Annotated in this window: 9 protein-coding genes; all 9 read right to left on the bottom strand. The window is 72.9% G+C overall.

Annotated elements, in window-relative coordinates; all coding sequences use genetic code 11:
* Positions 1-2 precede the first annotated feature (2 nt).
* Genes ACIRF8_RS14515 through ACIRF8_RS14555 form a run of 9 tightly spaced genes read right to left on the bottom strand, consistent with a single transcriptional unit; the run spans position 3 to position 14,393 of the window.
* On the bottom strand, positions 3-1,265 hold the full coding sequence (locus tag ACIRF8_RS14515; protein ID WP_404214594.1) for an O-antigen ligase domain-containing protein: 1,263 nt from the start codon (positions 1,263-1,265) through the stop codon (positions 3-5).
* 1 nt (position 1,266) lies between these two features.
* The gene (locus tag ACIRF8_RS14520; RefSeq protein ID WP_404214596.1) at positions 1,267-2,808 is read right to left on the bottom strand and encodes a right-handed parallel beta-helix repeat-containing protein; all 1,542 of its coding nucleotides are present in this window, start codon (positions 2,806-2,808) and stop codon (positions 1,267-1,269) included.
* 9 nt (positions 2,809-2,817) lie between these two features.
* Positions 2,818-4,785: an alginate lyase family protein gene (locus tag ACIRF8_RS14525; protein ID WP_404214598.1), complete on the bottom strand. Its 1,968-nt coding sequence runs from the start codon at positions 4,783-4,785 to the stop codon at positions 2,818-2,820.
* Positions 4,782-6,968 carry a bi-domain-containing oxidoreductase gene (locus ACIRF8_RS14530; RefSeq protein WP_404214600.1) on the bottom strand — a complete coding sequence of 729 codons (2,187 nt, stop codon included), beginning with the start codon at positions 6,966-6,968 and terminating at the stop codon, positions 4,782-4,784. Before ACIRF8_RS14530 ends, ACIRF8_RS14525 begins: the two co-directional genes overlap by 4 nt.
* A gap of 25 nt (positions 6,969-6,993) precedes the next feature.
* On the bottom strand, positions 6,994-8,922 hold the full coding sequence (gene asnB / locus ACIRF8_RS14535) for an asparagine synthase (glutamine-hydrolyzing) (RefSeq protein ID WP_404214602.1): 1,929 nt from the start codon (positions 8,920-8,922) through the stop codon (positions 6,994-6,996).
* A gap of 3 nt (positions 8,923-8,925) precedes the next feature.
* Positions 8,926-10,449, bottom strand: coding sequence for a Wzz/FepE/Etk N-terminal domain-containing protein (locus tag ACIRF8_RS14540; protein WP_404214604.1), 1,524 nt, complete (start codon positions 10,447-10,449; stop codon positions 8,926-8,928).
* Positions 10,446-11,810 carry a Wzz/FepE/Etk N-terminal domain-containing protein gene (locus ACIRF8_RS14545; RefSeq protein WP_404214606.1) on the bottom strand — a complete coding sequence of 455 codons (1,365 nt, stop codon included), beginning with the start codon at positions 11,808-11,810 and terminating at the stop codon, positions 10,446-10,448. Before ACIRF8_RS14545 ends, ACIRF8_RS14540 begins: the two co-directional genes overlap by 4 nt.
* Complete coding sequence (locus tag ACIRF8_RS14550; protein WP_404214609.1) at positions 11,807-13,087, bottom strand: glycosyltransferase family 4 protein; 1,281 nt, start codon at positions 13,085-13,087, stop codon at positions 11,807-11,809. The genes ACIRF8_RS14545 and ACIRF8_RS14550 overlap by 4 nt, the downstream gene beginning before the upstream one ends.
* Positions 13,077-14,393 (bottom strand): nucleotide sugar dehydrogenase, encoded by a 1,317-nt coding sequence (locus tag ACIRF8_RS14555; RefSeq protein ID WP_404214611.1) that lies wholly within the window; start codon positions 14,391-14,393, stop codon positions 13,077-13,079. Before ACIRF8_RS14555 ends, ACIRF8_RS14550 begins: the two co-directional genes overlap by 11 nt.
* Positions 14,394-14,435: the final 42 nt, after the last annotated feature.

A 14,435-nucleotide genomic window follows, 5' to 3' on the forward strand; every position in this document is an offset into this window, starting at 1 on the left:
GCTCACATCACCTCCGACCTGCGGGCCCAGCGGGGGACACGTCGCCGGGGGACTACGGGGGCCGCCAGGGAGGCGGCCGGGGCGGGCGCCGCGAGGAGCGAGGCGGCCACGCCCAGATGCAGCAGGTACGGCGAGGCGTCGCCGAGACCGGCCTCGGTGTACGAGGCGATCGCGCAGTAGCTGATCAGGAAGATCGCACCGGCCCTCGCGAGCGACGGCGGCCTCAGCAGCGCGACGCCGCCCAGGACGACGATGATCGCGGCCACCAGCGTGACGCCGACCCAGCCCTGCTCGTGGTAGACGGCCAGCCAACTGTTGTCGATCGGCAGCCCGCCGAAGGACTTGTCGCCCAGGCCCACCCCGAACAGTTGCTCCGCGGCCGACCGGGGCGCCGCCAGCAGGGCGTCCCAGACCTTGGCCCGGCCGGTGAGGCTGGTGAGGTACTCCTGACTCTGCCCGCGCAGGAACCACGCCCGCAGCGCGGAGGCGAACCCGACCCCGGCCACCACGGCGATCAGCACCGCCCAGGTGAAGAACCGGCGGGCCGCGGCGCTGGTCAGCACCAGCGAGCCGATCGCGAGCGCCAGCCCGGCGAGCATGCCGAGCGTGGCCGTACGGGTGTGGGTCAGCGCGAGCAGGATCAGCGACGGCACGATGATCACCGCCGCGCTCACCCGGTCGGTCCTGTGGTCGAGCAGGAGCAGCACGGTGAGCCCGATGATCACCGCCGCGTACTGCCCGATCTGCGGCGGGGTGAGCGGCCACAGCGCGCCCACCAGACGCCCGCCGTACAGCTCGGGCATGGCCGCGCCCGGGGCGACGAGCGCCCCCGCAGCGACCGACCCGAGCACCGCGAAGTACATCCGGATGTGGTGCCGGACGAAGGTCAGGCCACCGTCCCACCAGCGGGTCAGCAGCCACAGCGTGGCGACGAACAGAGCCAGCCGGGTACAGCGGAACAGCGCGCCGAGGCCGGACTCCAGTTGGAGGCTGGAGATCAGGCTCGGCACGAGCAGCAGCGTGAGCAGCAGCACGAACGCGCTGGGCCGGATGCGCAGTCGCAGATTGATCGCGAGCGCCAGGGTGAACGCGACGACCAGCGAGCCCATCGTGACCAGTTGGATCAGGGAGCGGGGCAGCGGGATGACCGTCTTCGCCCCGGCCGAGCCGAGCGTGTTGAGGATCAACAGCCCCCAGACGACGCCGACCGGCGCAGGCGTGGGGGCAAGGCGCTCCCCGGTGCCGGGGCGCAGGTCCCCGCCCATCTCAGCCACCTCCCCGGGTGCGGAAGGTGCTGCCCGCGTCCTGCTGGTAGGGCGCCCCCTGCCACTGCCCGGCGTCGAGCACCGTGCTCGGGTCCTTGGCGACGAACTTCCAGGGGCCGACGTAGGTGTTGTCGTGCCAGCGGTTGTGCTGCTCGTGCGTGACCGCCTCGGCCACCTTCTCGCCCTGGTACGGCGACCAGTCCGGGTAGGTGCCGTAGTTGGCGAGGAGCGCCATGCGGTCGCACTTCTCCGTGCACCTGAGGACGGCCTTGTCCAGCAGGAAGCGGTTGTCGTGGATGTCCACGCGCTGGGTCTTCCAGCGGCAGTCCGCGTAGAGGGGCGCTTCGGCGATCGCCGGTTCCGCGCAGCGGTCGGTCTTCGGCACCAGCAGCGTGCAGTCACCGGACGACGTGTTGGCCGGGCTGTTGCAGAACCGGTCGGCGTTCTCCCACAGGGTGATCCCGGACCAGTTGTCCTCCAGGACGTTGCCGTAGACCTCGATCTTGCTCGTACGGGCCTGAACCCGTGGTTCGCCGCCGGACTCGGAGAGGTAGACGGTGGCGAACGGGAAGTCGTCGCCGCTGTCCGCCGCCTTGCGGCCCTCGACCCAGTTGTTCCGCCGGATCGTGTTCTTCCTGATGACCGCGTTGTAGCTGGTCTCGTAGATCAGGGCGGCGCCGTCGTTGTCCTCGATGACGTTCTTCTCGATGCGGAAGTCGTTGTTGTTGGTGTCGGCCCACAGCCCGGTGCCACGGTTGTCGTGCACCCAGTTGCCGCGCACGTCGGCGCCGTCGACCGCCCAGAACTTGATGCCCCCGGTGCAGCCGCAGCCCTCCCGCCGCCGCTCCCAGTCGCCGGTGTTGTTGCCGACGATCTCGTTGCCCTCGACGACCAGACCGCGCAGAGCGCCCCCGCCCTTGTACGCGTTCATGCCGTACTGCCCGTTGTCGCGCAGGCAACTGGCGCGTACCTGCTGGCGGGCGCCGGCCATCAGCCCGGCGGCGGAGTTGTGCTGGATCGTCGCGTGCTCGATGACCCAGCCGTCGGCCGAGTCATGGTTGACCACACCCTCGTCGTGCGGCGCGACGAACCGCTGCACGGTCAGATGGCGGATGGTGACGTCGTGGGCGCCGCCGCCGAACGCGTACTGGTTCTTCTTGCGGCCGTCGAGCACCGCGCCGGGCGCACCGACGTAGCGGTCGCCCTTCTTGGGGATCACCTGGGCGTAGCGGTCCGGGTCGAGCCGGTGCGTGCCCGGCCGGAGCCAGAACGTGGTGCCCGGCGGGTGGCTCTTGGTCTTCGCGGCCAGGTCACCGACGACCCCGGGGTCGACCGTCACCGCGCCCGCCGGTGCCTTCGTCGGCCCCGGGGCGGGCCTGGCGCAGACCCGCGCCCGCTCGGACGTGACCACGGACGCGGACGCGGAGGACGCGGCGGCCGGGCCCGGCGCCCCGCCCGGCGCGCTCTCACAGCCGGCCACCGCCAGCAGGGCCAGCGCCACCGGTGCCACCGGCAACGCCCGGTGCCGCCACTTGATCCCCACGCGTAGCCCCTAACCCCGGAATGTGAGTACGGTCGTGAACGCCGCCGCGTCGTCGACGGACCCGGTGCCGATCAGCGTGGTGGTGGGCTCCTTGCGCCCGAAGCCGGGGGAGTACCAGCCGAGCGGCGGCTCGCTCTCGCCGCGATGGGCCCGCCAGGTGAGCTGCCCGGGCAGGTCGAGCACCGCGGAGCGCCCCTCTCCGTCATTGATCCAGGTGAGCAGGGCGCGGTCGCCCACCAGGTCCGCCGCGACCGCCGGGCCCAGGTGGAAGGCGAGTCGCACGTCGCGGCGCGGGCCGCTCACCTCGTCGACCACCCGCAACTCCTGGCTCGCCGCCGCCAGTTCCACCCGGCGGCGGTGCACCGAACCCTGGTAGCCGTCGTGTTCGCCGCTCCAGCGGGCCGCCCCGTCCTCGGAGGCGTCGCACGGGCCCGCGGCCAGGACGCGGCTGCGGGCGTGCCGGGTCCACAGGAAGGGGCCGCCGGAGACCGACTGGTCCTCGCCGTCCAGCTCCAGGGTGTTGTGGCCGAGCGTCGAGCGGAAGTAGCGCCGCCACTCGGGCTGCCCGTGGTAGCAGTACGTGCCCGGGTCGGCGAGCACCTCGACCCCGTCGTGGCGGACCTCCACGGACAGCGCGTCCGCGTGGGCGTGCGCGGCGATCGACAGGAAGCCGTGCGGACCGCCGTCGCAGCGGCACCAGATCCCGCCGGGGCCGCGCAGGACGGTCATGCCCGCGTCGGCGAAGTGCCCCGGCCGGCTCGCCGGGCGGGCCACGCCCGACGGCGCCCCGTCCTTCGCGTTCGGGCGGATCAGCGAGGCGAGCAGCGGGGTGCGCACATCGGTGCCGGACGCCTCGGGCCACCAGTCGAGCCGGCCGAACACGGCCTGTCCGGTGGCCAGGAGCGAGGCCCAGCGTTCGGTGCCCGCGCCGTCCAGGACCAGGCCGTGCCCGTCGTCCGCGTCGCCCTGGCGGGGCGGACGCAGCCGGTCGTCCACCACGGCCGCCAGCGCGTCGGTCATCCGCAGCAGCACCAGGCGCAGGGTCGCCGGGACCGGCACACCGGCGGTGTCCGCCTCGGCGAGCGCGGCCAGGCCGAGTTCGAGGACGAGCCCGTGGTACTCGGTGGCCAGCTCGCGGTTGAGCCCCGACAGGAAGGTGTTGCTCCGCAGGTGCCGGTCGAGGGAGCGCAGCGCGTCGGTCCGCCAGCGCGCCGAGGACGGGAACCAGTCGAACGCGCAGGCCGCGGCGAACTGGCCCGCGGTCTCGGCGATGACGTGGTTGTTCGCCGACGAGCCCCGGCTGGGGAAGGCGGCCAGCCAGCGCTGATGGTGCCAGATCTGGTTCCGCGCCACCGGATCGTTCTCGAACAGGTCGGCCGCGCCCGGCCAGCCGTCGAGCAGCCGGCGGACCCACACCCAGGACAGCAGCCGGATGCCCAGCTCGATGCCGCTGATCCAGTGCACGCCGAGCAGCGGCGGGTTGGCCGACCACCACGACCGCAGATGCGCGGCCACCCGCTCCGCGTACCGCTCGTCCCCGGTGACCGCGTAGGCGGCGGCGAGCACGGTCAGGTACTGGTGCCGGGACGGCTCCCAGATCTGCTTGATGTCCCCGACCGCGTCCTCGCTGCGGTACGGCACGTCGAAGGCGTACCCCGAGGGCGCCCGGCGCCCGGTCCTCGGGTCGTACCACCAGTCCGGGTCGGCCAGGTCGTCGCGGGCCACCCCGAAGAACTCGGCGTGCCCGGCCATCAGCCGGTCCGCCTCGGCGACAAGACGCTTCGCGGCGTCCGGCGCCACCGCGGCGACCGCCCCGGCGGGCAGCACCGCGGTGAACCGGGCATCCGTCACGGCCGGGCAGTCGGGCGGCGCCGCGCGCCACCGCCGCCTGCGCACCGCGTCCCCCACCCGGCCGCCGACCTCACGCGGCTCCATCCGGGACAGGCGGCGCAGGTACCAGCCCGGACCCATGCTCATCGCGTCCTCGCCAACGTCACCGGCGCCCCGCCGGCCAGCGAGGTCCGCACGGCGAGGGTGGCCGCCGTGGTCGCGACCAGCGACTCCAGCGGGATCGGCATCGGCCCACCGGTGCGCACCGCCCTGACGAACGCCGCCAGTTCGGCGTTCTGGCCCTTGTCCCTGGCCTTGGGCAGGCGCGAACTGACCCACCGCTTGCGGCCGTAGACCGAGGCACGGACGAAGTCGTCGAGGCGCAGCACCTTGCCGTCCGCGACCAGGTCCAGCGTCTCCTTGGGGAACCCGGTCGCGCCCGTGGTGACGTAACTGATGGTGGCGGTCGAGCCGTCCGGGTAGCGCAACACGAGCTGGAGGTCGTCGTTCCCGGCGGTGGTGACCGCGTACACCGAGACCGGGTCGGCCGCGAGCAGCCAGCTCGCCGTGTCGACGAAGTGCCCGCCCTCACCGGCGAACCGCGAACCCTCGGTGCCCTGCTGCGTGTACCAACTGCCGTGCGCCAGCGGGCCCGCGTTGACCAGGTAGCGCAGGCTCGCCGGACCGGTCCGGGCGCCGAACCGCTGCCTGGCCTCGTGCAGCAGCGGCGCGAACCGGCGGTTGAAGCCGACTTGCAGCCGGTCGTTGCCGGACTCCTCGACCGCCGCGAGCACCCCGGACAGCTCGTCCTCGGTGAGCGCCAAGGGCTTCTCCACGAACACCGTCTTGCCCGCGAGCAGTGCCTTGCGGGTCAGGTCGGCGTGCGAGCTGTGCCGGGTGACCACGAACACCGCGTCGATGGACTTGTCACCGAGCACGGCGTCGAGATCGGTGGTCGCCTCGGCGAAGCCGAACTTGCGCTGCGCGTTGGCCGCGGACAGCGCCGTCGTGGTGACGACGGTCGACAACTCGACACCGTCGCGCTGCGCCAGGTGCGGCAGCAGCATTGACGACGCGTAGTTGCCCGCGCCGACGAACGCCAGCCGCACCGGCGCCTTGGCGGCCCGGGCCGGGGCGGTCGCCGCGCTGCCGCGCCGCACCGCGGGCACGGCCACCTCGGGGGTCGGCGCCTCGGCCGGCCGGTCGGTGCCGGGATAGCCGAACAGCACGGCCACGGCCTTCAGTTCGCCGTCCTTGAGCCGCTGGTACGTCTCCACGGCGTTGTCGAAGTCGGCGATGTGGGAGATCAGCGGCTCCACGTCGACGCGGCCACGGGCGACCAGATCGAGGAAGCACGCCAGATTGCGGCGCTCGGTCCAGCGCACGTAGCCGATCGGGTAGTCACGGCCCTCCAGCTCGTACTCCGGGTCGTAGCGCCCGGGGCCGTAACTGCGCGAGAAGCGGACGTCGAGCTCCTTCTCGTAGTACGCGTTCCACGGCAGGTCCAGGCGGCACTTGCCGATGTCGACGACCCGGCCGCGGTCCCTGGCCAGGTGGGCGGCCAGCTCGACGGGCTGGTTGCTGCCGCCGCCGGCGGCCAGGTACACCTGGTCCGCGCCGTGCCCGCCGGTCAGTTCGGCGACGGCCGCCTCCACGGCCGCCGAGCCGGGATCGCCGCAGGCCGCCGCGCCCAGCCGCTCGGCGAGCTCGCAGCGCGCCGGGTCGGGGTCGGCCCCGACGACCCGCACCCCCGAGGCGGTGAGGAGCTGCGCCACCAACTGCCCGATCAGACCGAGCCCGATGACCAGCGCCACCTCGCCGAGCTGGGGTTCGCCCCGGCGGACGCCCTGCATGGCGATCGAACCGACGGTGCCGAACGCCGCGTGGCGCGGCGCGAGCCCGTCGGGCACCGGGGCGTAGAGGTTCTTCGGCACCCAGTTCAGCTCGGCGTGCAGCGCGTGCTCGTTGCCCGCGCAGGCCACGACGTCGCCGACCGCCACATCGTCGATCCCGGCGCCGACCTGCTCGACCACCCCGCACAGCGAGTAGCCCAGCGGCGTGTAGGAGTCCAGCTTGCCCATCACCTTGCGGTACGTCGCGGGCACCCCGTTGGTGGCCACGCTCTGCATGACCTTGGCCACCTGGTCCGGGCGGGAGCGGGCCTTGCCGAGCATCGACATGCCCGCCTCGGACACCTTCATGAGCTCGGTCCCGGTGGAGATCAGCGAGTAGGCGGTGCGGACCAGCACACCGCCCGGCTTGCATCCCGGCACCGGGACGTCGAGCAGCGCCAACTCGCCGCTCTTGTAGTTCTGCACAACCTGTCGCACCCGAGCTCCTCTTGTTTCCATGCCGTCAAGCCGCCCGGCTCCGGCCGGAGCCGGAGGTCGCGCCGCGATACCAGTACTCGAGCGTCAGCACATGCCACAGATGCTTGGAGAAGTCCCGCTGTCCCGCGGCGTCCTCGGCGACCATCCGCGCCAGCGCGTCGCGGCGCAGGAACCCGGAGTTGACCAGCACCCCGTCGTTGATCACCTCGCGCACCAGCGGGGCCAGGTCCCGGCTCATCCACGCCCGCAGCGGGGCGCTGAACAGGCCCTTGGGCCGGTACACGATCTCCCGGGGCAGGATCGAGGTGGCCGCCTCCTTGAGGACGGCCTTGCCCTGCCGCCCCGCGATCTTGCGGTCGCCGGGCACGGCGAACGCCGCCCTGACCACCTCCACGTCCACGTACGGCACCCGCACCTCGGTCGACGCGGCCATGCTGGAGCGGTCCGTGTAGGCGAGGTTCAGGCCCGGCAGGAACATCCGGGAGTCGCCCAGGCACATGCGGTTGACGAAGTCGTCCAGCTCGTTGTCCTGGTAGATGTCCGCGTGCTCCGTCAGCACGTCGTCGACGGTCCCCGCCAGGTCCGGGTCGATCAGGGCGAGCAGTTCGCCCTGGTCGTACATGGTGTAGCTGCGCCGGAACGCGGTCTCCTCCGGCAGGTCCGCGAAGGAGAGGAACCGCTTCGCGAACCGCACCGACCGGTACCCCCGGCGGGCCGACGCCACCGGCAGCCGGTCCACGACCGCGGACACACCGCGCCGCAGGGGCCCCGGCACGCGCTGGTAGCGCAGCGCGAGCAGATTGGCCAGATGCTTGCGGTACCCCGCGAACAACTCGTCGGCGCCCATCCCCGACAGCATCACCTTGACCCCGGCCTCCCGGGCGGCCGAACAGATCAGGAACGTGTTGATCGCGGCGGGGTCACCGATCGGCTCGTCCAGGTGGTACGTCATCTGCGGCAGCAGGTCGAGCACGTTCGGGGCGATCTCGATCTCGTGCAGGTCGACCCCGAACCGCGCGGCCACCTGCCGGGCATAGCGCAGATCATCCGGCATCGCCTCGAACTTGGCGTCCTCGGCGCGGAACCCGATCGTGTAGGCGGAGATCCCGGGCCGGTCGCGGGCGGCCAGCGCGGTCAGATAGCTGGAGTCGAGCCCGCCGGACAGGAACGTCGCCACGGGCACGTCGGAGAGCAGATGGCGCCGGGTCGACTCCTCGACGGCGGCGGCGATGTCCGGCACGTCGCCCGCCCGGGCCCGCTCCTGCCCCTCGGCGGCCACGTCCCGCAGATGCCAGAACCGGCCGCGCTCCACCGCGCCGTCGGGCCGGCACCGCAGCCAGCTCCCCGGCGGCAGCTTCTCCGCCTCGCGGTAGGCGCAGCGTGAGTCCGGCACCCAGTAGTAGAGGAGCGAGGCCACCAGCGCCGCGTGGTCCACCTCCAGGGTCCCGCCGGTCGCGGTGGCGAGCGCCTTGAGCTCGGAGGCGAACACCAGGCCGCCCCCGCGCCGGACCAGGAACAGCGGCTTGATGCCCAACTGGTCCCGGACAAGCACCAGTTCACCGGTGCGCTCGTCGAAGACGCCGAACGCGAACATGCCGCGCAGCCGCGGCAGACAGTCCGTGCCCCAGCGCCGCCAGGCCTCCAGCAGCACCTCGCTGTCCGAGGTACCGCGAAAGCGCACCCCGGCGGACTCCAGCTCGGCGCGCAGTTCGGGCGCGTTGTACAGCTCGCCGTTGTACGTGAGGGCGAGCCCGTCGGAGACCATCGGCTGGGCGCCGGTCTCCGACAGGTCGATGATGGCCAGCCGACGGTGCCCGAGCTGCACGTCACCGTCGCCGAGCGGGTGGCTGTAGCGGCCCGCGCCGTCCGGACCGCGATGGGCGAGGGTGTCGGTGAGCCGGTCGGTCACGATCTTGCCGTCCGGCCATCGATAGGTGCCTGCGATGCCACACATGTCTTACCGAGCCTCCTGGTTGCTGTCCGGGACCCGTGCGGCCCACATCGGCGCCCGCTCCGTCCGCCGCCGACCGGGCGACTTCTGGTTCTGCCGGGCGGTCGGCCGGTCAAAAGGGCCGCGCAGCGCGGTGTGCAGCCCGTCCCACAGCGTGCCGTCGGTCCGGTCCCGCGGATCGGGGTCGACCAGCACCACACCGATCACCGCGACGCCCTGCTCCGCGAGCTGCCGCGCCACGGTGTGCAGCCAGGCGGCACCGCTGTGCCCGGCGCGCACGACGAGCACGGTCTGACTGCCCAGGTGGTGCAGGTCGGTCCAGGCGGTGCCCGGCGCGATGGAGCCGACACCGATCCGGCGCTCCTGCGGTGAACCGGGCAGGTCGCCACTGACGACGGCAGGATCGCCCGGCTGCGGGCGCCGCTCGGCGAGCTGCGAGCCGGGCAGACCGTCGACGACGACCGCGGGCCCCTCCGCCGACAGCGCCCGCGCGACGTCCAGGGCGATGGCGCTCGTGAGGCGCGCGCAGCCCAGCTCCAGCAGCGACACCGGTTCCGCGGAGCCGCGCACGGTCCTGGCTAGCGTCGTGGTGAGCCGCTCGCGCGCCCTTCGGGTACGTCCGCGCCGCCACGGGCGGCCCCCGCGCAGGGGCAGTTCCGCGATGACCGACGCGCCCAGGTTCGCCGCGATCTCCCGGCGCAGCACGGGGCGGTCCGCCACCACCGCGCCGACCGAGGCGAGCGCGAGCCCGAGGACGAGCCCGAGGACCAGCCCGATCACCGCGTGGGTGGCGGCGGCCTTGGGCAGGGAGCGTGCCATCGCGCGGGGGGCGTCCACGATCTGCGTACCGGCGATGACCTGGGGCGTGCCCACGCGCGCGTCCTCGGCACGCTGGTTGAAGTCGGCGATGCGCGAGGTGAGTTCGGCCCGGCGGGCGAAGAGCGACTCGGTGCTCGCCGACGACTGCGGGTCGGCCTCGGGCGAGCGGCCCCCGATCGCCTTGTTGACCTCGGCGAGCTCGTCCTGCATACGGTCGCGCTGTTCGAGCAGGGCCTTGGCCTCGGTCTTCGCGCTCTCGCGCATCCGCTTGACGTGGTCGGCGACGAACGCGTCGGCCAGGGCCTGGGCCCGGGCCACCGCGTCGGCGTCGCTGGTCCCCGTGACATCGATCTGGAGCAGGTTGTTGGTCAGGCCCGTGCCCCGGTAGTCCTTCATGAAGTCCTCCGGCTTCTCGGAGGACTTGAGGGCCCGCAGCGCCTTGTCGGCGATGCGCGTGGTCCCCAGCAGCTCGACGTCGGTACGGATCAGCGTCCCGGTGTCGTTCGGCTGGTCCTCCTTGTGGGCCACCAGCACCTTGGCCACCGCGGACGGCGGCGCCGGCATCAGGACGGCCATCGCCGCGCCGGCCAGCAGCCCGAGCAGCGCCATGGCGGACCAGAGGCGGCGGCGCCTGCGCACCGCCACCACCAGCGACTGGAGGTCGAGGAGCGGGGTGGCGCCCGACGGCTCCGTGGTCTTGGTCGTCGTCACCCGGTACCTCCCCGCGAGTCGCCCCCGGCCGCCATCGCGGGCACGGCGTGCTGCGAAGGACGGCCGGCGGCCCGCGCCGGGCGGGTCCGCACCGGGCCGGCGACGACGACGCCCACGACCTCGTGTCTGCCGTCCGCGCAGGCCCGCGCGATGCCGCCCAGCTCCTCAGCGGTCCAACTGCCCGGGCTGAGCACGACCAGGGCGCCGGACTCGGTGTCGCGGTCCGGGACCAGCGGCTGCGCCACCGAGACGTCCACAAGCCGCAGCAGCGGGTCGTGCCCGGCCTCGGCGACGAGCTGCCCCGCGGCCAGGCGCGCGGTCTCGTCCCCCTCCGGCACGACGAGCAGCAGCCGCCGGGGCGCCGGCAGCCGGTCCCGGAGACGGGCGCAGACGCGCCGGTAGCGGAGCAGCGTGCCGGCCTCGTCGCCGGAGACCCGCGGAGCGGGGACGTCCCAGCGCGTGTCGACGCCGAGCAACCGGCGCACCCCGGCCCGCGCGCCACCGTCCGGCGCGTGCACACGCCCGTCACCGGGGACGTCGACGGTGCCGAGCAGCGCCGAGCCCAGCGCGGCGGTGATCTCCGCCTCGGTGCGCAGCCGCCGGTTCGTGCGGGCGGCGGCGAGGTGGCCGACCACTCCGACGAGGAAGAACAGCAGCGCCCCCGCGACGACGAGCTGCGTCCTGGTCGGCGGTGCCTCACCGGTCGGCCGGGCCGCGGGCCCCATGACGACCATGCCGGCCTTGTTGGTCGTCGGGTCGGCCTCGTCCAGCTTCCGCATGGCCTCTTGCAGCGCGGTGCGCAGCTTCTCCAGCTCGGTGCGGGCCTGGACACCCTCGACGGTCTGCCCCGGGTCGGCCGAGTCGGCCAGCTCGGTGATGCGGCGGTTGGTCTCGGCGACCTTCTTGCGCAGCGCCTCGGGACCGGTCGCCGCGTCGGCGTCGGAGGTGTCGCCCGCGATCCGCGCGGCGAAGGTGACGAACTGCCGTGCCACCTCGTCGGAGAGCCGCTGCGCGGCCTCCGGGGTGTCGGCCGTACCGGAGATCTTGATGATGTTCCCGTCCGCGATCTTCGCTGTCACGTGTTCGCGCAGCTCGCTGTTGCTGACCCCGGGCCAGTCGAGCGTGTTCGCCGCACGGTCGACCACTGCCGAACTCGCCGCGACCTCCGCCTGGGTGAGCAGTTCGCGCTCCTCCCACTGCCCCGCCAGAAGGACGGACGTGGAGGTCGTGTAGTTCGGCGGGAAGAGCAGGGAGGTGCCGTAGCCCAGGAGCGCGCCCACCACGGCGAGGGCGGCGAGGAGCCGCCAGCGCCTGCGGAGGATCCGCCCGATCGTGACCAGGCGTACCGGGTCGTCGCTCAACGGCGCTGCCTCCTCCGTACCCGGACCGGCCCGCCCGGCATCACCGGGGTGCGGCCACGGCAGGCGGCGGCGTAAGCGGCGAGGAGCGATGCCTGCGAGTTCCGCCAGGACAGTTCCCCGGTGACCCTCTCCTGGCCGATCCGGCCCATCCGGGCCCGCTTCTCCGGGTCGTCGAGGAGCAGCGCGACGAGCTTCGCGAACGCGGCCTCGTCGTTGGCGGGCGCGTAGACGGCGGCCTCACCGGCGGAGACCCGCGCCTCACGGAGGTCGAAGGAGACGATCGGCCGGCCCATCGCCATGTACTCCAGGACCTTGTTCATGGTCGACACGTCGTTGAGCGGGTTGCGCGGGTCGGGGGAGAGGCAGACGTCCGCGGTGGACAGGTAGCGCACCAGGTCGGCGTCGGGTATGCGCCCGGTGAACTCGACCTGGTCGCAGAGGCCGAGCTCCCGCGACAGCTCCACCATCGCGTCGAAGGCGTCCCCGGAGCCGACGAACACCGCGTGCCAGTCGGTCCGTCCGAGTTCGTCGCGCAGTTTCGCCAGCGCCCGCAGGGCGTAGTCGACACCGTCCTGCGGCCCCATGACGCCGAGGTAGCACAGCAGATGCGGCTTGCCGCGCTTCAACTCCGGTTCGGCCGGGACCGGTTGGAACCGGTCCGTCTGCGGCGCGCTGCGTACCACGAAGACGTCCTCGGGCCGCCGGCCGCCACGGTGCACCGCGACGTCCCGGTAGCTCTCGTTCGTGGCCAGCACGATGTCCGCGGCCCGGTAGGTCAGCCGTTCCAGGGCGCACACGGCGCGGTAGAGCAGGTCCTCGCCCCGGTCGAAGCGGGAGAGGTACAGCTCGGGCACCAGGTCGTGCTGGTCGAAGACGAACCGCGCGCCGAGCCGCTTCAGCCGCAGCGCAGGAAGGAACAGCAGGTCGGGCGGGTTGCAGGCGTGGACCACGTGGACCGGTCCGACCTCGCGGGCAAGGCGGGCCGTGTGCCACAGCGCCGATCCGTACTCCCGCAGGTAGCCCGCGGGACCGCCGGTGGCGGCGCGCAACGGGTAGCGGTGGATCCGCACCCCGTCGATCTCCGCCTCCGCCTCCGTGTCCCGCTTCGTCCCCTGGGGGCAGATGACGTGCACCTCCCACCCGGCGTCGCGCAGGGTCGTGCACTCCTGCCACACCCGCCGGTCGAAGGGCACCGACAGGTTCTCCACCAGGATCAGCGCGCGCCCGCCCGGGCGGGCGCCGTCGGTCGTGTCGTCGAACGATGTGTCACCAAGCAAGGCCTACGTACCCCGATTCGGTCCGGCGCTCGTCGGCGTCGGGAAGATGGACGAGGTCGATGAGGACCGGGCCGTCGTCGCCATGGGGCAGCGCCGCCAGCACGGCCGGGTCCCGGGTGCCGACAAGCAGCACGTCGGCGTGGTCCAGCACTTCCTCGACGGAGTCCGCGAGCAGTTGCGCCAGGTGCGGGAGCCGGGTCTCGATGTATTCGCGGTTGGCGCCGAGCAGCCGGGACAGGCTCACGTTGGCGTCGTGGATCTTCAGGTCGTAGCCCTTGCCGAAAAGTCTCTCCGCCAGCTCCACCAGCGGGCTCTCGCGCAGGTCGTCGGTGCCGGGCTTGAAGGAGAGACCGAGCAGGCCCGCCCGGCGCTTGCCGGTGCGCTCGACCAGTTCCACCGCGCGCTGGAGATGCGCGGAGTTGGAGGGCAGCACATGCGACAGGATCGGCACCGACACGTCGGCCCGCCGCGCCGCGTAGACCAGGCTGCGCAGGTCCTTGGGCAGGCAGGAGCCGCCGAAGGCGAAGCCGGGCCGCAGGTAGGCGGGGCTGATGTTCAGCTTGCGGTCGGCGAGGAACACGTCCATCACCTGGTGCGAGTCCACCCCGAGCGCCTGGCACACCGCGCCCAGCTCGTTGGCGAAGCCGATCTTGAGGCCGTGGAAGGCGTTGTCCGCGTACTTGATCGCCTCGGCCGTCGGCACCGGCACCCGGAACACCTCGCCGGGCAGACCGTCGTAGAGCGCGAGGACCGCGTCGCCGCTGGCCGCGTCGAGTTCGCCGATGACGGTCTTGGGCGGGTCGAAGAAGTCCCGCACACTCGTGCCCTCGCGCAGGAACTCCGGGTTGACCGCGACCCCGAAGTCGACCCCGGCGGTGCCGACGTGCTTCTCCAGGATCGGCACCAGCAGGTTCAGGCAGGTACCGGGGAGCATGGTGCTGCGGTAGACGACGGTCTGGCGCCCGCCACGCTCGGCCAGCGCCGCGCCGATCTCCTCGGTGACCCGCTCCAGGTACGTGGTGCACAGACTGCCGTTGGGCTCCGACGGCGTACCCACGCAGATCAGCGACACGTCGCTGCCCATGATCGCCTCGCGGACGTCGGCGGTGGCCCGCAGCGCCCCGCTCTCCACGACCTCGGCGATGAGCTCACCGATCCGTTCCTCGACCACCGGGGCCTTGCCGTCGTTGACCAGGTCCACCTTGACCTGGTTGACGTCCACCCCGATGACCTCGTGCCCCATGCCGGCCAGGCACGCGGCTGACACGCAGCCCACGTAGCCGAGGCCGAAGACGCTGACCCTCATGACTCGTCCCTCCCCCCAGGCAGGCCCTCACGGCCTGCGGTC

The organism is Streptomyces sp. NPDC102406 (assembly GCF_044765725.1).
GTDB lineage: Bacteria > Actinomycetota > Actinomycetes > Streptomycetales > Streptomycetaceae > Streptomyces.